This is a genomic window from Marinomonas sp. UCMA 3892, assembly GCF_012726345.1.
Classification (GTDB): Bacteria; Pseudomonadota; Gammaproteobacteria; order Pseudomonadales; family Marinomonadaceae; genus Marinomonas.
This window is the reverse complement of record NZ_PTXN01000012.1, coordinates 89,013-108,637: the sequence shown is the minus strand read 5'-3', so window position 1 is coordinate 108,637 and position 19,625 is coordinate 89,013. Positions and strand designations below refer to the sequence as shown.

At 47.4% G+C, this 19,625-nt stretch carries 22 protein-coding genes; 15 read left to right on the top strand and 7 right to left on the bottom strand.

Going from position 1 to position 19,625, the window contains the following annotated elements; all coding sequences use genetic code 11:
• Window positions 1-69: 69 nt before the first annotated feature.
• Complete coding sequence (locus B6N13_RS16825; RefSeq protein WP_169460046.1) at window positions 70-927, bottom strand: endonuclease; 858 nt, start codon at window positions 925-927, stop codon at window positions 70-72.
• 267 nt (window positions 928-1,194) lie between these two features.
• On the opposite strand from B6N13_RS16825, the gene B6N13_RS16820 reads away from it, so the two are divergent.
• From B6N13_RS16820 to B6N13_RS16750, 15 genes are all read left to right on the top strand, one after another.
• A complete protein-coding gene (locus B6N13_RS16820; protein WP_169460045.1) occupies window positions 1,195-1,419 on the top strand; it encodes an SHOCT domain-containing protein in 225 nt (74 codons plus the stop codon).
• 16 nt (window positions 1,420-1,435) lie between these two features.
• Window positions 1,436-3,829, top strand: a complete 2,394-nt coding sequence (locus tag B6N13_RS16815; protein ID WP_348981554.1) for a phosphoketolase family protein — start codon at window positions 1,436-1,438, stop codon at window positions 3,827-3,829.
• Window positions 3,822-4,901 carry a class I fructose-bisphosphate aldolase gene (locus B6N13_RS16810; RefSeq protein WP_169460044.1) on the top strand — a complete coding sequence of 360 codons (1,080 nt, stop codon included), beginning with the start codon at window positions 3,822-3,824 and terminating at the stop codon, window positions 4,899-4,901. The genes B6N13_RS16815 and B6N13_RS16810 overlap by 8 nt, the downstream gene beginning before the upstream one ends.
• Window positions 4,901-5,617, top strand: coding sequence for an HAD family hydrolase (locus B6N13_RS16805; protein ID WP_169460043.1), 717 nt, complete (start codon window positions 4,901-4,903; stop codon window positions 5,615-5,617). Before B6N13_RS16810 ends, B6N13_RS16805 begins: the two co-directional genes overlap by 1 nt.
• Window positions 5,614-6,807 carry a transaldolase gene (gene tal / locus B6N13_RS16800; RefSeq protein ID WP_248280371.1) on the top strand — a complete coding sequence of 398 codons (1,194 nt, stop codon included), beginning with the start codon at window positions 5,614-5,616 and terminating at the stop codon, window positions 6,805-6,807. Before B6N13_RS16805 ends, tal begins: the two co-directional genes overlap by 4 nt.
• A 188-nt stretch (window positions 6,808-6,995) precedes the next feature.
• Window positions 6,996-8,465, top strand: coding sequence for a F0F1 ATP synthase subunit beta (atpD, locus tag B6N13_RS16795; RefSeq protein ID WP_169460042.1), 1,470 nt, complete (start codon window positions 6,996-6,998; stop codon window positions 8,463-8,465).
• Window positions 8,440-8,856: a F0F1 ATP synthase subunit epsilon gene (locus B6N13_RS16790; protein WP_169460041.1), complete on the top strand. Its 417-nt coding sequence runs from the start codon at window positions 8,440-8,442 to the stop codon at window positions 8,854-8,856. The genes atpD and B6N13_RS16790 overlap by 26 nt, the downstream gene beginning before the upstream one ends.
• Entirely contained in the window at window positions 8,853-9,245 is a 393-nt protein-coding gene (locus B6N13_RS16785; protein ID WP_169460040.1) for an AtpZ/AtpI family protein, read from the top strand. The genes B6N13_RS16790 and B6N13_RS16785 overlap by 4 nt, the downstream gene beginning before the upstream one ends.
• Window positions 9,235-9,588 carry an ATP synthase subunit I gene (locus B6N13_RS16780; protein ID WP_169460039.1) on the top strand — a complete coding sequence of 118 codons (354 nt, stop codon included), beginning with the start codon at window positions 9,235-9,237 and terminating at the stop codon, window positions 9,586-9,588. Before B6N13_RS16785 ends, B6N13_RS16780 begins: the two co-directional genes overlap by 11 nt.
• The gene (locus tag B6N13_RS16775; protein ID WP_072842227.1) at window positions 9,588-10,283 is read left to right on the top strand and encodes a F0F1 ATP synthase subunit A; all 696 of its coding nucleotides are present in this window, start codon (window positions 9,588-9,590) and stop codon (window positions 10,281-10,283) included. Before B6N13_RS16780 ends, B6N13_RS16775 begins: the two co-directional genes overlap by 1 nt.
• Window positions 10,284-10,344: 61 nt before the next feature.
• Window positions 10,345-10,626: a F0F1 ATP synthase subunit C gene (locus tag B6N13_RS16770; protein WP_072842229.1), complete on the top strand. Its 282-nt coding sequence runs from the start codon at window positions 10,345-10,347 to the stop codon at window positions 10,624-10,626.
• Between the two features lie 3 nt (window positions 10,627-10,629).
• Window positions 10,630-11,442 carry a F0F1 ATP synthase subunit delta gene (locus tag B6N13_RS16765; RefSeq protein ID WP_169460038.1) on the top strand — a complete coding sequence of 271 codons (813 nt, stop codon included), beginning with the start codon at window positions 10,630-10,632 and terminating at the stop codon, window positions 11,440-11,442.
• A complete protein-coding gene (locus B6N13_RS16760; protein ID WP_169460037.1) occupies window positions 11,439-12,971 on the top strand; it encodes an alternate F1F0 ATPase, F1 subunit alpha in 1,533 nt (510 codons plus the stop codon). The genes B6N13_RS16765 and B6N13_RS16760 overlap by 4 nt, the downstream gene beginning before the upstream one ends.
• Window positions 12,968-13,855: a F0F1 ATP synthase subunit gamma gene (locus B6N13_RS16755; protein ID WP_169460036.1), complete on the top strand. Its 888-nt coding sequence runs from the start codon at window positions 12,968-12,970 to the stop codon at window positions 13,853-13,855. The genes B6N13_RS16760 and B6N13_RS16755 overlap by 4 nt, the downstream gene beginning before the upstream one ends.
• A 296-nt stretch (window positions 13,856-14,151) precedes the next feature.
• Entirely contained in the window at window positions 14,152-14,892 is a 741-nt protein-coding gene (locus tag B6N13_RS16750) for a Crp/Fnr family transcriptional regulator (protein WP_012069666.1), read from the top strand.
• 5 nt (window positions 14,893-14,897) lie between these two features.
• Here the strand turns inward: B6N13_RS16750 and B6N13_RS16745 are convergent, their stop codons facing one another.
• From B6N13_RS16745 to B6N13_RS16720, 6 genes are all read right to left on the bottom strand, one after another.
• Window positions 14,898-15,143: a DnaJ domain-containing protein gene (locus B6N13_RS16745; RefSeq protein WP_169460035.1), complete on the bottom strand. Its 246-nt coding sequence runs from the start codon at window positions 15,141-15,143 to the stop codon at window positions 14,898-14,900.
• Between the two features lie 78 nt (window positions 15,144-15,221).
• Window positions 15,222-16,841, bottom strand: a complete 1,620-nt coding sequence (locus B6N13_RS16740; protein WP_169460034.1) for an NAD(P)H-hydrate dehydratase — start codon at window positions 16,839-16,841, stop codon at window positions 15,222-15,224.
• Window positions 16,838-17,686, bottom strand: coding sequence for a PRC-barrel domain-containing protein (locus B6N13_RS16735; protein WP_169460033.1), 849 nt, complete (start codon window positions 17,684-17,686; stop codon window positions 16,838-16,840). The genes B6N13_RS16740 and B6N13_RS16735 overlap by 4 nt, the downstream gene beginning before the upstream one ends.
• A gap of 96 nt (window positions 17,687-17,782) precedes the next feature.
• A complete protein-coding gene (locus tag B6N13_RS16730; RefSeq protein ID WP_248280370.1) occupies window positions 17,783-18,274 on the bottom strand; it encodes a zinc-binding dehydrogenase in 492 nt (163 codons plus the stop codon).
• On the bottom strand, window positions 18,252-19,202 hold the full coding sequence (locus B6N13_RS16725; protein WP_248280369.1) for an NAD(P)(+) transhydrogenase (Re/Si-specific) subunit beta: 951 nt from the start codon (window positions 19,200-19,202) through the stop codon (window positions 18,252-18,254). Before B6N13_RS16725 ends, B6N13_RS16730 begins: the two co-directional genes overlap by 23 nt.
• A 10-nt stretch (window positions 19,203-19,212) precedes the next feature.
• Window positions 19,213-19,554 (bottom strand): NAD(P) transhydrogenase subunit alpha, encoded by a 342-nt coding sequence (locus tag B6N13_RS16720; protein WP_169460032.1) that lies wholly within the window; start codon window positions 19,552-19,554, stop codon window positions 19,213-19,215.
• Window positions 19,555-19,625: the final 71 nt, after the last annotated feature.

Sequence of the window (19,625 nt, the reverse complement as noted above, 5' to 3'; positions counted from 1 at the left end):
CGTCGGTTGGGCTTTTTCTATGAGCGCCGGTGAAACTCTGATTTAGCCCTTCGTTTTATTTGTACAAAGCTATTTCGTTGAGCACTCTTTCCCCCATATTCCATCCACAAACTCTGGATGATCGATAAACGGATTTCGATTTCCTTGTAGTTGTTGTACTCGGTCGTTACGGCGTTTTTCAAAGGCGGTGACGGGGAATTTGTCGTTCCACGCTACGAGTGTACAAAGGTCGCCGATGCTGGGTTGGCCGCTTTGTTTGTCATTGCCTTTGGTTATAATTAAGTCGGGCATGTTTTCTGGTGATGCGTCGTCGCCAGCTTCGTATCGAGCAGCCATGTAGAAGACCATACGGGCGATTTGGCCCTTGGCGTGGTCAGTTGGTTCGAAGGATTCTTTGTTTTTATCTAGGTAGGCGCCAGACAATACTTTGCTGCCGTTAGCTAGCTCATCGTAAATCGCTTCGCCGCCCATGCCATAGCCATAGTTGCTGTGCGCGCCGTTTAGGTTGCGGTCAGCAGGGCGCAGGTGATGAAGGTCTGTGTAGCCGTCTTGGCTTTGTTTGGCAAAGCCGCGGGATTTTGGCCAAACGTGTTCTCTGTCCCACGCATCGTCTTTGCTTTTGCCTCGGTTTGCTTGGTTGATGTTTCTCACGTCATCTAGGTAAAGCATTTGCACTAGGCCGCATTTGGGTTTGTCATCTGGGCAGGCGGAATCGGTGTAAACCAGTGCTTCCCACACGTCGATATTCTTACCGTCGTACCAATCGGTATTTCCACTTTGTGTGTACTTCAGAGGTTTTTGACCATCAATGATGCTGTGCAGTTTTGCTTTGAGCGCATCGCCTGTTAACCCTTGTGTGTCATCGTAATAACCCGCCGACGCATATGCCGAAAAAAACATAAGAAAAACAAACGCTTTGCGCCACATAACAAGACCTCATTTGGATAATGCGAGCATTGTAAGGAAGTGCAGGGTGTTTAGATTCTGGGGATTTGAAAGGATTTGTTAGCAAATGTGTGTTCTGCGTAAAGGCTTGATCTTGACCATATTAAATGAGCTTTTTCTTCTATATTTGATGATGAATTTTTAAACGTTCGTTACCGCACAGAATCTCGTCTTCCTATCGTTATAGAGTGAGCTATCGAGTTTGTTTGAAAGTCATCTGGCTTTCGACGTTTTGACATGGAGATTGATATGTATAACGAATATTGGAACGGTTGGGGCTGGGTGCTGTGGATTGGTTTTTGGTTTTTGCTGATTTCTAGTTTCGGGCATTGGGGTTACAGCTATCGATCTAATCGACGTTACTTTGCACAAACTCAAAAAACGGCGCTGGATATATTGAACGAGCGTTATGCTCGCGGTGATATCGAACAAGCAGAGTTTTCTCGCATCAAGAAAGAAATCGCCAGCAAATAATAGGGAGCATCTCACTGTGCCAAAAACGACGATGCAAACCGCAACGCTAGCTCCGGATCAATTAAGCTTACTGGATCGATACTGGCGAGCGAGTAATTACTTGTCGGTTGGTCAAATTTATCTTCATGACAACCCGCTGTTGACTCGGCCCTTGGTTTTGGCTGATATAAAACGAATCTTGCTAGGCCACTGGGGCACGACGCCCGGACAGAATTTTATCTACGTGCATTTGAATCGCATTATTAAACAATACGATTTAAGCATGATTTATATCTCTGGCCCCGGTCATGGTGGTCCTGCCGTGGTGGCAAATACGTATTTGGAAGGCAGTTACAGCGAGATTTATCCTGATATAAGTCAAGACACAGTCGGCCTACAAAAGCTGTTCAAACAGTTTTCTTTTCCCGGTGGCATTCCTAGCCATGCGTCACCCGAATGTCCCGGTTCCATCCATGAAGGTGGAGAATTGGGTTATTCATTGAGTCACGCCTTTGGTGCGGTATTTGATAATCCAGAATTAATCGCCGCCTGTGTGGTGGGTGATGGCGAAGCTGAAACAGGGCCTTTGGCGACCGCTTGGCATTCTAATAAGTTTCTAAATCCTAATACCGATGGTGTGGTTTTGCCCATTTTGCATTTGAATGGCTACAAGATCGCGAATCCAACTGTTCTGGCTCGAATCAGTCACCAAGAGCTAGAGCAGCTATTTCGTGGTTATGGTTGGCATCCAATTTTTGTCGAAGGCAGTGATCCTAACTACATGCATCAAGCCATGGCGACGGCGCTCGACAAAGCCGTTCGAGAAATTAAAGCGATTAAATTAAATGCCCAAGACAATGGTGTCTTTGAGCGTCCACGTTGGCCGATGATTATTCTAAAATCTCCGAAAGGTTGGACAGGCCCTAAAATAGTTGATGGCGTACAGATCGAAGGCACTTTTCATGCCCATCAAGTGCCAATCTCTAATCCAGAGTCGAAACCAGAACATTTGCCATTGATAGAAGAATGGTTACGCAGTTACCGCCCTCAAGAATTATTCGATAGCAACGGCCGCTTGTTACCAGAGCTAGTCGAACTGGCGCCAAAAGGCGAGCGACGCATGGGGGCGAACCCTCATGCCAACGGTGGTTTGCTACTGAAACCCTTACAAATGCCAGATTTTCGTGACTACGCTTGTACGGTGCCGAAACACGGCGTGCGCGGCGTTGGCGATACCCATGTGCTCGGGCCATTTGTGCGAGATGTGGTTAAGCTTAACCAAGAGAACTTTCGAGTATTTGGCGCAGATGAAACCATTTCTAATGGGCTTGAGGCGGTGTTCGAAACCACTAATCGACAATGGGAAGCGACCACAAAAATCAATGACGAATACCTAGCGCCCAATGGTCGCGTGATGGAAATGCTTAGCGAACACCAGTGTCAGGGCTGGCTAGAAGGCTATTTGCTCACAGGCCGACACGGCTTATTTAATTGTTACGAAGCCTTTATTCATATCGTTGATTCCATGTTTAACCAGCACGCGAAATGGCTAAAAGTCACCGCTGTTTTGTCTTGGCGGCCTAAGATCGCCTCGTTGAATTATCTATTGGCGTCTCATGTTTGGCGTCAGGATCACAATGGCTTTACTCATCAAGATCCGGGTTTTATCGATCATGTGGTGAATAAAAAAGCCGACATAGTCCGAGTCTATTTGCCACCAGATGCCAACTGTTTGCTTTCGGTGATGGATCATTGTTTGCGCAGCAAGCATTACGTCAATGTGGTTGTTGCCGGAAAGCATCCAGCACCGCAATGGTTGGACATGGACGCCGCAGCGAAACATTGTGCGGCAGGCATTGGCATTTGGGATTGGGCGAGCAACGACACAGGTTTAAATCAACATGACCAAACGGACGTGGTGATGGCTTGTTGTGGCGATGTACCAACGCTAGAAACCTTAGCGGCTGTATCTATTTTGCGAAAGCATTTACCCACGTTGAATATTCGTGTGGTGAACGTAGTGGATTTAATGAAGCTGCAGCCTCAAACCGAGCATCCACATGGTTTGAATGATGCCGAGTTTGATCTTTTGTTTACCGAAAATAAACCGGTGATTTTTGCCTTTCATGCTTATCCATCGCTCATTCATAAATTAACTTATCGCCGTACCAATCATCGCAATATCCATGTTCGCGGTTACAAAGAAGAAGGCACAATCACTACGGCCTTTGACATGACCGTATTGAATGACATGGATCGCTTTCACCTTGTAATGGATGTGATTGACCGACTACCGCAAACCGGCGTGAAAGGCGTCGAGTTAAAACACATGTTAGGCGAAAAACTGATAGAGCATCGTCAGTACATCAATGAATACGGTGTCGATATGCCGGAAATTCGCGATTGGAAATGGAGTAATAAGGATGAATGATTCGAGCTCATCAAGCCAAGCAATCGGCTCTACAGGTCACTTAATAGAAACGGCTAAGCGCTTGATGGCCGATGATAAAGGCCTGCTCGCAATGGACGAAAGTGTGGCGACGTGCAATCGCCGCTTTGCCAAATTGGGTATCGCACAAAGCTTAGACATGCGACGGGCTTACCGAGAGTTGATCGTCACCACACCAAGATTAAGCGATAGCGTGAGTGGTGTTATTTTGTTTGACGAAACCATTCACCAACACACTCAAGATGGTACGCCGTTCATAAATGTACTGATGGATGCCGGCATTATTCCCGGCATCAAGGTCGATGCCGGTGCTGTCGATATGGCGGGGCATCCGGGCGAAAAAGTCACCGAAGGCTTAGACGGTTTGCGTGAACGGCTGGAGGCTTATGCCCTGATGGGCGCGCGCTTCGCAAAATGGCGGGCGGTATTCAGCATTGATGTCGACGCTATTCAAACAAGGGTGATTGATAGAGTCACGCCATCTAAAGCTTGTATTGAAGCCAATGCTCATGCTCTCGCACGTTATGCGGCTTTGTGCCAAGAAGCTGGGCTGGTTCCTATTGTCGAGCCTGAAGTGATGATGAATGGCAGCCATACCTTGCAACAATGTGCGCAAGTGACAGAAGCGGTCTTACAGGCGGTTTTCCAACACTTAAATGAGCAAGGCGTGTTGCTAGAAGGCTTGTTGTTAAAACCCAGCATGGTGTTGCCCGGATTATGTTGTGCAATACAGGAAAGTGTCGAAACCGTCGCTGATATGACAGTACATTGCTTGTTGCGTACTGTCCCTGCGGCGGTGCCGGGTATTGCTTTTTTATCCGGCGGACAAACACCAGAACTGGCTTCGGCGCGTTTAAATGCCATGAATAGCCGATACAGATCTCGCTTGCCATGGGCGCTGACGTTTTCATTCTCTCGGGCGATTGAACTGCCCGCGTTAGAAGTTTGGCTCGGACAAGATGACAATATTGAAGCGGCTCAAAAAGTCTTACTTCAAGGCGCGGCCAACGACAAAGCAGCGCGCCGTGGCGAATATTCCGTTGCGGCCAACTAATGGTGAATAGTAGAGCAACAGACGAGATTGTTTTTCTGCTGGATGTTGATAACACCTTGCTCGACAACGACCGCATTTTAGTGGAGTTGAGGGCGTTTTTAATTCGTGAAATTGGCGTGGAAAACAGCGCTCGTTATTGGGTGATATTCGAAACATTACGCACAGAGCGTGGTTATGTGGATTATCTAGGCGCGCTACAACAGTATCGCCTTGAACATCTTGATGATGTTCGTGGGCTCTTAATCGCTGAGTTTTTTCTTGAATATCCCTTTGTGGATCGGCTTTATGCCGATGCATTGGCACTCATTAAACATCTGCAAACCTTAGGCAAAACCGTCATTTTGACTGATGGCGAAGCCGTCCTGCAGCCACGCAAAATTAAGCGTTCAGGCTTATGGGAAGCAGTGCATGGTCAGGTGCTGATTTATATCCACAAAGAAACCATGCTCGATGCGGTCGAGCAACATTATCCCGCCAAGCGTTATGTCATGGTGGACGATAAATTGCGTATTCTGACCGCTATGAAACAAGCTTGGGGAAGCCGCCTTACTACCGTTTTTCCAAGACAAGGTCATTACGCCCACGATCCAGAAAAGACACATCCTTATCCAGCGGCCGATGTCACCATTGAACACATCGGCGAGCTGATCCATTACGATTTTTGCATTGGTCTTGACGCTGTGAAAGCGCGTTCTGCGCCATCGGAGGCACTATGAATGTTATAAAAGACAGCGATCCATTTGAAGGCAGCAATCCATTTGAAGGAATGAACACAACCAATCAATTGCATATGCTAGGTCAAAGTATCTGGCTCGATAATATTACTCGTGAGCTGCTCAACAGCGGCACCTTACAGCACTATATTGATCATCTGAATGTGACGGGGCTGACGTCGAATCCGACCATTTTCGACAAAGCAATAAAGGACGGTGATAACTACAACCAAGCCATCGCCGAAAAAGCCGCAAACGGTTTATCGGGTGAAGCGCTATTTTTCGAACTGGCGCTAGAAGATTTAACCCGTGCAGCGGATGTATTGCGTCCTATCTTCGACAATACTGATGGTATGGATGGTTGGGTCTCGTTAGAAGTCTCTCCACTCTTGGCGAACAATACCGCTGGCACCGTTGCGGCGGCGGTGGATCTGCATAAACGCGCTAAACGCCCCAATTTGTTTATTAAAATTCCCGGTACACCAGCAGGCTTAGCGGCCATCGAAGAAACGATTTTTGCTGGTGTTCCCGTTAACGTGACCTTGTTGTTTTCCAGCGAGCAATATGTCGCCGCGGCGGAAGCTTACATGCGCGGTATCGAACGACGAATTGCAAAAGGACTTGATCCGAAAGTCGGCTCAGTCGCTTCGTTGTTTATCAGTCGTTGGGATGTTGCCGTCAATGACCGAGTGTCTTCTGACTTACGTAATCATCTTGGTACCGCCATTGCCCAACAAGCTTACAAAGATTACTGCGAGCTACTGGCCGAGCCACATTGGCAATCGCTAAAGGCGGCTGGCGCCCACTCACAACGCTTACTTTGGGCCAGCACGGGAAGCAAAGATCTGACTATTTCTGACTCTTATTACGTCTCAGCGCTTGCTGCGCCACACACCATTAATACGATTCCAGAAAAGACATTACTAAGCTTCTCGAAAGACGGAGCTTTGTCTAGCGTGATGTCGATTGATGGTGTTGATGCTGAAAGCAAGCTGTTGGAATTCGCCATAGAAGGCATTGATGTTGGCGCACTGGCTGATCAGCTCCAACAAGAGGACGCGGACGCTTTTACTCAGTCTTGGAACGATTTATTGGCAGTCATAGAGCAAAAAAGTCAGCAAGTAAAAACCAGTACGTCAAAAAACAGTTCGTCTAAAAATAGCGACTCAGAAAACGACGAAGCGCCTTTTTAACGATTTTTTAGGAGTCAGCCAAAGTGAAACAGTTAATGCTCGACCAGCTTGCTATCAGTGATGTGCTAAATAAGGTGGGCTAAAAGGCGTATATGTTCGCTAGTGCACAGAGTGAACAAGGGCTTTTTTATTACACTGTGTTGGCATTTCTCTGTCTCCATTTTTAGACCAAGGATTTTTCGAAGCCTATGCCATCGACCACGTCTCAAAAGATCGGCACTGTGATTTCGATTCGCGGCAGTGTCGTGGATATCCGCTTTGACAATATATCGTCAGACAATCAGTTACCTCCGATTCGTACTTTATTACGTACGGGCAAAGACAATAGCATTGCCATTGAAGTGTTTTCCCAATTGGATGATCAGCGGGTGCGCGGTATTGCCTTAACGCCAACCCAAGGTCTCGCTCGTGGTATGCCAGTGGAAGACACTGGCGAGCCACTACAAACACCCGTAGGCAAGGGGATTTTGTCGCGCATGTTTGATGTGTTCGGCAATACGATTGATAAAAAAGACGCGCCGGTCGACGTTGCATGGCGTTCGGTTCATAACGAGCCGCCACCGTTAGCACGACGTTCCACCAAAACCGAAGTATTCGAAACCGGCATCAAGGTGATTGATGTCTTAATGCCGCTAGAACGAGGTGGCAAAGCTGGCTTGTTTGGCGGCGCTGGCGTGGGCAAAACTGTCTTGCTGACCGAAATGATTCATAACATGGTCGGCCAACATGCTGGCGTAAGTATCTTTTGCGGTATCGGAGAGCGTTGCCGAGAAGGTGAAGAGCTTTATCGCGAGATGAAAGAAGCAGGTGTGCTGGACAACATGGTGATGATGTTTGGTCAAATGAACGAACCACCGGGCGCACGTTTTCGCGTTGGTCATGCCGCCTTGACCATGGCGGAATATTTCCGTGATGACGAACATCGTGATGTCTTGTTGCTGATGGATAATATTTTTCGTTTTATTCAGGCGGGCATGGAAGTGTCTGGTTTGATGGGGCAAATGCCAGCGCGTTTGGGGTATCAACCAACCATGGGCACTGAGTTGTCTCAACTTGAAGAGCGTATTGCCAATACCGGCAGTGGTGCGATTACCTCGATTCAGGCGGTGTATGTGCCTGCCGATGATTTTACAGATCCTGCCGCCGTGCATACCTTTTCTCACCTTTCCGCTTCCATCGTTTTATCCCGTAAACGCGCTAGTGAAGGGCTATATCCCGCTATTGATCCTTTGCAGTCCAGTTCTAAAATGGCGACGCCGAGCATTATTGGCAAACGCCATTACGATCTCGCGCAAGAGATTCGTCGCACCTTGGCGCAATACAGCGAGTTAAAAGACATTATCGCCATGCTTGGCATGGAACAGCTCTCACCCGAAGACCGCAAGGTTGTCGGACGTGCTCGTCGCTTAGAGCGTTTTCTTACTCAGCCCTTTTTTACCACCGAACAATTCACTGGCATGTCTGGCAAATTGGTCAGTCTTGATGATGCCTTAGATGGCTGCGAGCGCATTTTACAGGATGAATTTGCAGACTATCCAGAAAGCGCGCTTTACATGATTGGTGCGATTGATGAAGCCCATGAAAAAAGCAAACAAGCCCCAGAAGATAAACCAAAAGCCGAGGAGGACAAAGATGCCACAAGCCTACATGACGCTTAAGGTTTTGCTGCCTCATAAAGTATTTAGCGAAGAGCAAAACGTACTGAGAATTGTCGCGACCACACCACAAGGAGCGTTTGGCATTTTACCGAATCGATTGGATTGTGTGGCGTCTTTGTCGGCGGGCATTTTAGTGATTGAAGTGGAAGGCGAGGAAGAAGCTTATATTGCTGTTGATGAAGGCGTATTGGTGAAAGCCGGAGCCGATGTGCGTATTTCCGTGCGTAACGCTATGAATGGCATGGGGTTAGAAGATTTACGTCACGCTCTAGAAGATGAGTTTATTCAGCTTGATGAGCAAGAGCAAAAACTGCGTTCGGCATTGACCAAGATGGAAAGCGGTTTTGTTCAGCGTTTAGTGGCCTTTAAGCAGGATGCGAGTGTGTCATGAAAGACGATGATGAAGACAAAAACGCGACTAAATCAAACCGTAATCTAGATCACAATCTAAATCGCTCTCTAGATCACAAACCGACAAACAACTACAGCAAGCAAGTTGGCTCAGTCGCCGCTCGCAAGCTAAAAGCTCAGCGACACGTGACTAGAACTGTCTGGTCTGGCTTAGGGATGATGGGATTGGTTGGCTGGTCGATTGCTATTCCTACTGTGCTTGGTGCGGCGCTGGGTATTTGGTTGGATAGTGCTTACCCAAGTGATCGTTCATGGACGCTGGCCTTGCTAGTCGTTGGCCTGTGTTTGGGCTGCTTCAATGCTTGGCATTGGGTGCAAAAAGAAGACAAAGACATTCACCAACCTGAGGACAACGATAATGTTAATTGATTTTGGTGACAACTTTTGGGGTGGCGTTGCCTATGCCGTGTTTGTTGGCATGCTATTAGGGGTTTTTTATTTTGCTGGGTTGTGGTGGACAGTACGCCGACTGGGTTCTAGTCGCGTGGTCGCACCTTTATTCTTGTTCAGTATGCTGTTTCGCATTAGCGTGGTAATGGTGAGTTTTTATGTGTTTCTGGGTAATGACTGGCAGAAATTATTGTTAGCTTTACTTGGCTTTATGGTCTTGCGTTTGTTCGCGACGCGGCTGATTCGTTTGAAAGACAACCCCGTCATTATCAATCCGATTCACACGCTTAAAGAAAAAAATTCTCAGACAGAAGAGCGCTAATGAACCTGACACCAGATCTAATTATTTATTGGCAATTGGGCTTTTTAAAGCTCAATGCCACCATTGTGTTTACTTGGTTGGTAATGTTAGTGCTGGTGGTTGGATCGATTCTGATCACTCGAAACTTATCTAACAATTTGCAGCGCTCCCGCTGGCAAAATGCCCTAGAAGTGGTGGTGATCACCATTAACAAACAAATTGAAGAAGTAGGTTTAAGCCAACCACAAAAATACATCGGTTTTCTGGGAACCTTATTTTTGTTTATCGCCGTGTCTGCTCTTGGCACCATTATTCCTGGTTTTGAACCACCGACAGGTTCGCTTTCCACTACGGCGGCGTTAGCTCTGTGTGTGTTAGTTGCTGTGCCGCTGTTTGGTATTCAGGAAACTGGCTTGGGCGGATATCTGTCTTCCTATACTCAGCCGACTATTATTATGCTGCCGTTCAATATTATTAGCGAAGTGTCGCGGACCTTAGCACTGGCTGTGCGACTATTCGGTAACATGATGAGTGGCGCGATGATCATCGCGATACTGCTCACCATTACCCCGTTCTTATTTCCGATTGTGATGACAGTGCTTGGTTTGCTTACTGGCATTGTTCAGGCTTATATCTTTTTCATTCTAGCCACTGTCTACATCGCAGCGGCTACAAGCTCCTCAAAAACAGAAGTCCAAAGCACTGAGACAAGTTAGCTTTGAGCTTTAATTTTAACTTTTTATTTGATTAAACCTTATGAACATTTACGGAGTAACTATGGACAGCATGACAATGATTGCAATGGTTTCTATCATTACGGCAGGACTAACGATTGCCATCGGTGTTTTAGGGCCTTCACTTGGGGAAGGTAAGGCGGTGGCGACGGCGTTAACGTCATTGGCTCAGCAACCTGATGCCTCTGCGACGATTACGCGAACCCTGTTTGTGGGTTTGGCTATGATCGAATCCACCGCGATTTATTGTTTTGTGGTCTCGATGATTTTGTTGTTTGCTAATCCTTTTTGGAATCATGTCATAGCCCAAACTGCAGGCCAATAAATCATGCTAATCGATTGGTTCACCATCATTGCGCAACTGATTAATTTTCTGGTCCTAGTTTGGTTGCTGAAACACTTCTTGTATCGTCCTATTTTGAACACGATTGACGCTCGTGAAAAACGCATTGCTGATGAGCTAGCCGACGCTGATAGCAAAAGAGCCGAGGCTGATCAGCAGCGCGAGGAATTCCAACAAAAGAACACGGAATTCGACCAACAACGTACTGCGAAGATGAACATAGTAGGCGAAGAAGCGAAAACCGAGCGAGCACGTTTGTTGGAATCGGTTCGACAAGAGTCTGACGCGCTGCGCAGTAAATTGGAATTGGCGCTTAAAAACGAACAACTGAGCTTGAAAGATTCCCTAAGCCAGCGAGCACGAGAAGAAGTGTTTGCCATCGTCCGTAAAGCGCTTAGTGATATGGCTGGCACCAGTTTGGAAGCCAGTATTGCAGATGTTTTTGTGAAGCGTTTAGATGCATTAGCGGACGCTGAAAAGGCCAATTTGCAAGCGGCTTTTCAAGATTCGACCGAAGCATTAATCGTGCATACGGCGTTTGATTTGCCTAAAAAACAAATTACCCAGATTACCAAGGCGTTACATGGCTTATTGGGCGATGGTGTTGTGATTGAATTTGCCACGGATGCTAATTTGATCAGCGGGATTGAGATCGATTCCCACGGTCAGAAAATTGGTTGGAGCATCGCTGATTACCTGACTACGCTGACTAAGCGAGTCAATGACGTGATGCTTTCTCATAATGCTGTTCAATACGAAAGCCCTGAGCTTGAGAAAAGCCAAGAGCAGGCTTCATGATGTCGATGTTTGACGGGTTATTTGCTGATTTAAAACAGGCTCGGGAATCGTTCGAACCCGCTTTGTCACCACGGGAAATCGGTAAGATTACCAGTGTGGCCACGGGGATTGCCAAGGTATCTGGCTTGCCTAATGTTGGCTACGACGAGTTATTGCTTTTTCCCGGTGATATTTATGGCATCGCGTTTAATGTCGATGAAGACGAAATTGGCGTGGTATTGCTTGGCGAGTACTGGCATTTGCAAGCTGGTGATGAAGTCGAACGACTTGGTCACGTGGTCGATGTGCCGGTTGGCGATGGCTTGGTTGGTCGCATTATCAATCCAATCGGTAAACCTTTGGATGGCAAGGGCAATCTGGCGACTACCGAGCGCTTACCAATCGAACGACCTTCGCCAGCCATTATGGATCGAGCTGGCGTGAGTGTGCCGTTGCAAACGGGCATTAAGGTAATTGATGCCTTGATACCAGTCGGGCGTGGGCAGCGAGAATTGATTCTTGGTGACCGACAAACTGGCAAGACGGCGATTGCCATGGACACGATTCTCAATCAGCGCGGCAAAAACGTCTTGTGTGTCTATTGTGCTATTGGTCAACGCGCGTCTGGAGTTGCCAAGGTTATTGCCACTTTGCGCGAACAAGGTGCGATGGAATACACAGTCGTGGTTGTGACAGAAGGCAACGAGCCACCGGGCTTAGCCTATGTTGCACCTTATGCGGCGACCAGTATCGCGGAATATTTTATGGAACAGGGTCGTGATGTGCTGATTGTCTACGATGATTTGACGCATCACGCTCGTGCGTATCGTGAATTGTCTTTATTGTTGCGTCGTCCACCAGGACGAGAAGCCTTTCCAGGCGACATTTTTTATATTCATTCGCGCTTGTTAGAAAGAGCGACCCATCTGAGCGAGGAACTCGGCGGCGGTTCATTGACGGCGCTGCCGATTATCGAAACCGAAGCACAGGATATTTCGGCGTACATTCCGACCAATCTTATCTCCATTACCGATGGGCAAATTTACCTTTCGCCGGCCTTATTTGAACTGGGTATTTTGCCTGCGGTTGATGTGGGGAAATCTGTGTCTCGGGTGGGTGGTAAAGCGCAAAGAGCCGCGTATCGCGGTGTCACGGTGGATCTTAAATTGGCTTATGCGCAATTCGAGGAACTGGAAACCTTCGCGCGTTTTGGCGCTAGGTTAGACGACGACACGCTGAAAATCATTGAACATGGTCGACGCATTCGAGCCTGCTTGAAACAGCCTGAATTTGCGCCTGTGTCTATGGCAGAACAAATCGCCGTGTTAGTCGCTTTGACCGCAGATTTGTTTGATGACATTAACTTAGACAATATGCCAGCCGCGGAGCAAGCCGTTCGGGATGCTGCTGCGAATATCACCGATGATATGGTTGAGCGTTTAGAAAGCACCGACAAATTAAGCAAAGATGATAAAGCAGTGATTTTAGAACTTGCACGCCAAGCGCTTGAAACCTTCAGCACTGACACAGATTTAGGTGAGCCAAGATGACAGATAGTATCGCCAGTTTGCGTCACAAAATTACCAGCGCCCAAGACTTAGAATCTGTAGTGCGAAGTATGAAAACCATCGCATCGTCGAGCATTGGTCAATATGAAAAGGCCGTGCATTCGCTCGATGATTATTATCGAAACGTGCAATTGGGATTATCGGCGTGTTTGTCGCAAACTGCACAATTAGAACAGCCTGCGGTAATCGTTAATCGATCTCAGAAGGACGCACCCGCCATCGGCGTGATTGTGTTTGGCTCGGATCAAGGTCTAGTCGGACAGTTCAATGAAGTCATGGTCGAGTTTGTGGTCGATTCTTTGGCAAAATTATCAGGTAATAAGATGCTTTGGGCCGTAGGCGAGCGGGTTGAGTCTCGCTTGATAGAGACAGATTTAAACACCGAAGCAAGCTTTGAGTTACCTCATTCCATCAACACTATTACTGGATTGGTAGGCGAGATTTTAATCGAACTGGAAGCAAAACGAGATCAAGGACTGATTGACCAAGTATTTTTGTTTCATCATAAGCCTGAAGCCAATTCGATTTCTCGCCCCGTGAGTCAGCAACTTTTGCCTTTGGACGCCGCTTGGCAGCGAGAGCTTGTTGCTATTGACTGGCCAAGTAATAACCTTGTGGAAGTGATGCCAGATCAAGATCAAACACGTCGTGCTTTTGTACGTGAATATCTGTTTGTTAGTCTTTTTCGAGCCTGTGCGGAATCGCTTGCCAGTGAGAACGCCAGCCGACTTGCCGCCATGCAGCGAGCAGAAAAAAATATCGATGAAATACAAGAAAACCTTAATCAAACCTTTCACCGTCTGCGTCAAAGTGACATCGATGAAGAGTTATCCGATGTGTTATCTGGATTTAATGCTTTAAATTAGAATCTAGATCATGATTTCAGTGAGTAAATCATAAAATAAAGAGTAGTGTGTTCGCTAGCGCACAGAACTTTGAGTAGCAAAGCGATAGAAAATGTCTTGAGATCATTGCACGACTACTGTGCTTGCCAATACTTTGTTAAAAATAGACTCAAAATGCTCATTTTATAACTCATAAACTCCGCTGTTTCGTCTATTTTTGCCTCGTCTTGGCTTCGCTCGCGACTTCGTGAAACGATCTCATTCTATCGCTTTGTTGCGACCTGATTTTCACTTGAAAAATATTTAAGAATTATCCTATGCATGATGCAATCGATACGACCTTTTCACCATTACAGAATCATTTATTAGCCGCTTTACCTGAGGAAGTTCAAGTTCGTATCTTTCCTTTTCTTGAGTTGGAAAAACTGGAATTAGGGCAGGTGATGTACGAAGCGGGCGACAAATTGGCTTATGTACACTTTCCTGTTGATGCCATCGTCTCTTTGCTTTACGTGATGGAAAGTGGCGCGTCAGCCGAAATTTCCGTGGTTGGCAATGAAGGTTTGATTGGCGTTGCCTTGTTTATGGGTGGCGAAAGTACGTCGAGCCGAGCGGTAGTGCAAAGCGCTGGATATGCTTATCGCTTAAAGGGCTGCATGTTAACGGAAGAATTTAATCGCCACGGTAAGTTACTGGAGTTGCTGCTGCGTTATACGCAATCTTTGATCACCCAAATGGCGCAAACCGCTGTATGTAATCGGCACCATTCTATCGAGCAACAATTGTGTCGCTGGTTGTTATTGTCACTTGATCGTTTGCCCGATAACCATCTCACCATGACCCAAGAATTGATTGCCAATATGTTAGGCGTGCGCCGCGAAGGCGTCACCGAAGCCGCTGGCAAATTACAAAAGCTTGGGGTGATTGATTATCATCGAGGTCATATCACCGTGCTAGACAGATCGAAACTCGAAGAGTTAAGCTGCGAATGTTACGCCGTGGTGAAGACAGAGACAGATCGTTTGTTGCCTTATGTGGTGCCGAAAAAGTCAGCCTGACTCAATCATCTTAAATGGTGTTTTAACCTGATGACATCATTCATTGACGAGCTTCTGTGAGCCGATTGTTTGTTTGCTGGTTTTAGCGCCGCATAGGCTTCGGTAATTTCTTTGAACAAGGGCTCGCAATTCGATTGCTCAGAAATATCTGGATGATATTTGTGGGCGAGCTTGCGATAAGACTCTCTGATTTCTTTCGCCGATGCGGTGAGTTCTACTTCTAGGGTTTTGTAATAATCATTGAATTGCATGGTCAGTCTCCGATCAAAATAGATGAATAAAAAGTACAGAGCCGTTCGTTTTTAGCTGTGCGAATCTGTCCATTTCCCTTAATGAGATGCAGAAAATTCGGTTGTCATTTCTATTTCTGAAAAATGGCGTTCTGTTTGTTTCATCAGCAGGGCCAGTTGTTTAAAGACGGCAGGCAAGCGATAGGGCAAATCTTCTGCAATTAATCCTGTTCCAAAGTTGTTTGCTGCTGCACCGTGCAACCAAACGGCCGCTGCGGCGGCGAGAAAAGGTTCCATGCCTTGTGTAAGTAGACCGAGCGCTATGCCTGCCAACACATCGCCAGATCCTGCGGTTGCCAAAGTTGATGGCGCATTAGCATTGATGATGGCTCGTCCATCTGGGGCGGCGATGACGGTATCATTGCCTTTAAGTATGACGATGGCACCGCTTGCTTTAGCTGCAGCACGAGCGCGAGATAGCTTGTCATTACACGAAGAATTAACCACGCCTTTGAATAAACGACTGAATTCGCCTTCATGTGGTGTCAGCACGCATGGGCCGGTGATGGCATCAAACAGATCGCTTGGCGTATGTTGGAATGACGTAAGCGCATCGGCATCGAGAACGATTGCCTGTCCAGACTTTAACATGGTCAATACTCGTGCTTGGGTGTCGGGGCCAACACCTGCACCGGGACCAATCAGTAAACCTGTAATGCGTTTATCAGCAAGCAGTATAGCCAAGTCTTGATGTCGATGAATTGGCTTGACCATAATGCTGGTCAGTGTTGCAGCATACACAGAAAGGGCAAGGTAACTCTGGCTCATGTCCACCGCGACTGTTGTCAGTCCAGCGCCGACACGAGCCGCTGACAAAGCCGCCATGCGAGCCGCGCCAGTGGCTGGCCAGCCGCCCCAAACCAGCGCATGACCTCGACTGTATTTGTTGCTGTGTTGATTTAATAATGGCAAATCGTCAGCCCATAACGCGGGGTGATTCTCAAAAGTATCAGGGGGAATGCTGATAAACACGGAAGCGGGTGTTCCTATATCGGCGACGACCAGTTCACCGCACAAGCTTTTCCCAGGTTGTAATAGGTGGCCGGGCTTTTTACGAAAGTAGGTTAGAGTGAGGGCACAAGGCACAGCGCCCATATTTTCGCCAGTGTCGCCCATTAATCCGCTTGGCACATCAACCGCGATGATGGTCAATTTTCTAGCAGCTGCAGCAGCAAGGGTCTCCGCTGCCGCGCCTTCCAAAGGACGAGTTAGACCAGCGCCAAATATAGCATCGACAATCAGCTCCGCGCCGTTTAGAGCATCGGGCGTGAGCGTTTCAACGGGTCCATTCCAGAGAGAAGCATGATGTGCCGCAGAGCCACGAAGCTGATCACGAGGAACAAGTAACGCGACTCGAACTGGCCAGTTTGCTTCAGCCAAACGTCGAGCGGCGACAAAACCATCACCGCCATTGTTGCCGGGACCGCAAAGCACCAATACCGGACGCAAGCTCCAACGATTCATAATCGCGTCTGCCACAGGACGGCCAGCGTTTTCCATTAGAGTGATTGCATTGATGCCATAGGCAATGGTTAATCGGTCAGCTTCGGTCATTTGAGCTGTACTGAGAAGGACATGTGGCAGTCGATCAGACTGTCCACGTTGTGAGTCAAAGCCTGATTCCCAATGGCTTGGTTGAGGAATCGTTAATGGTTTCATTGTGGTGCCACTAGATTGGCTTTTGGCGCACGAGCCCAATAACCCGTTAGCCCATAATGCTCGTACATTTCCGCTTCTTGGTGTCGATTAATCTGTTCAGTTGAGTTGTATTCTGGTGAGTCTTTGACCAATTGACGAGTCAGATCAATAGTGAGAAATTCGTCTAGCCAATCAATGTCTTTGATCCATTCTGGCGAAATCAGTACTTGATGTCCTCCCCACCAATTGCTGGTATTGATCACCAAATAGCGCACCGCCCAAGTGTTTTCTTCTACTAAGATTTCTGCAATATGGCCAATGTCGCCATCTTTTGCGTGTACGTGATAATCGATGATGGCTTGGCAACTACGCAAATTAGGGTCTTTGTTTTTATGGTTTTCTTGGTTTTCTTGGTTTTTTGCGTCATAAACGGCTTGATGAGCCACTTCTGCCTTATGGATTTCTTCGTCTCCATTGAGCGAATCGATATAGCCCGGATACATCAAATAAGGGTACATGCCACCAGCCCATAATCCCGTTCCTCCCCAATAATTTGGGTAGCCATAAAACCCCAGATAATCCATTTCATGCTGGCGTGAGACGGGTTGGTCTGTGTCGATTTTTGGGCTGTTTTTTACTTGGTCTGTGGTAATTAACACTGGAAGGATATGTTCCCAGCGGTTGGGTTTTTGAATGGAAATCGGAGAGATAAGAACCTTGCGATGCATCAGCCAAAGCCCTGTTTCCACGACGAAATAGCGTACCACCCACGTTAAGTCATCAAACAAAACGTCCTTTACCATACCCACATGGCCGTCGCTGGCAGCAATGGTGTATTTTTCTAAATCGTTCATGCTGCGTAGCATAAGAAGTTATCCCTTTAAATTAGGTCGCTTGTAATAAAGAATCCCTCGGCGTTAACCGAGGGAAGGGTGTTAGTACTTAGCTGTTAATGGACTAGCTCAGCTCGATGCGAAATTAATGACCACTCGTGACGGAACATCACCATTTTCCAGACGTTTAAAGACATCGTTAATGGCAGACAATGGCTGTAGCTCAATGTCAGCTTTTACTTTGCCTTCGGCAGCAAAGGCTAATGCTTCGGCCATATCTTGGCGTGTGCCCACGAACGAGCCGCGAATGGTGACGCAGTTAGCAACCACATCGAATAACGGCACTGGGAATTCACCAGGTGGCAAACCAACCAATACACAAATGCCACGTTTACGTGTCATGGCAACCCCTTGATTAAAAGCAATCAGTGAAGGTGCGGTGATTAATACGCCATGACCACCGCCGTTTGTTGCCTTGATTACGGCTTCAATCGCGCCTTCGTGTTTGGCATTGACCACTGCATCCGCGCCAAGTTGGGTGGCGTGTTCGAGCTTTTTATCATCAATATCAACCGCACAAACGTGCAAGCCCATGGCTTTAGCGCATTTCAATACCAGCATTTGACGCTGCGGTTTCTCGCTCGGTTCCTTTTATCGCGCTATGTTTGGCCTTAACAATGTCACCGAAATTGGTAAACAATACATTAGCGACGGATCTGTTCATGGCTTTTGCCATTAGCAAGGTTAGTAATAGGCCGGCTGCACCAACTACCATACCGGCAATCATCAAAGCCGGATTGCCTAAAACGAAGCCTTCAATACCCACTGCCAGACCAGTGAAGGCGTTGTAGATAGAGATCACCACGGGCATGTCTGCACCGCCAATTGGTAGGGTCATTAATATGCCGAATATCAGAGCAATGGCGAAGAAGATATAAGTCCAGCTTGAAATGGATAGAAGCGGATCAACGCCACTCAGTGTGACAAAGACGATCCAGCCTGCCACAGCGATGGCAGCAAGAAAGACCACTCCATTGATGATTTGTTGGCTCTTTATTCTTAATGGCTTATTGATTACGCCTTGCAGTTTTGCCCAGGCAATCACAGAGCCGGACATAGAAATGGCACCGATTAATGCACCAAGTAAGGTAACAATCAATTGACTAGCGTCATGGGCGTTATTGCCAAATAACTCCACTGCGGCGATGGCACCTGCTGCACCACCGCCCATACCGTTATAAATGGCGACCATTTGCGGCATAGCCGTCATGGCGACCTTACGTCCGGCAAGCCATGCGCCGACACCGCCAATGGCAAGGGCCAGCAAGGCGAGGGTGATATTCATTAGTAGATAAGGCTTTACGCTGTCATCAATGTTCAAAACGTAGAGAAAGCTTGCCAACACAGCGGCGACCATGCCGATGCCAGCCAAACGAATGCCAGACGCGGCGGTGGCTGGTGAGGACATGCGTTTGAGACCAAAGAGAAAAAGAAAAGCGGCCACAAGGTTGGCAGCGCCGATAGTCAGTTGCGCTAAAAGAGTGAGCATGATTGTGTCCTTAGTGTTTCTTTTTCGAAGCGTGGCTGCGATGTGGTTTGCTGGCTGGTTCACTGCTCTTAAACATCGCCAACATCCGATCCGTCACTGCGTAGCCACCTGCAGCATTGCCAGCGCCTAGCAGAACAGCAAAAAAGCCAATAACTTGTTCCTGCGTCGTGCTGGCGTTAATGAGTGTGTAAAGCCCACCAACGACCACAATGCCATGTATGAAATTGGAACCGGACATCAGCGGTGTATGCAAAATAGCTGGCACATTGCCGATGATGACCCAGCCTGCGAATCCTGCCAGCATGAATATGTGCAGGGCGACAAAGCCCGTAATCGTGAAATCAAAACTCATCACTCACTTCCTATGCTATTCAAACCGTTTTTGCGGTTTGGTTGTCTAATTTGGTTATCGGTTTTTTTAGG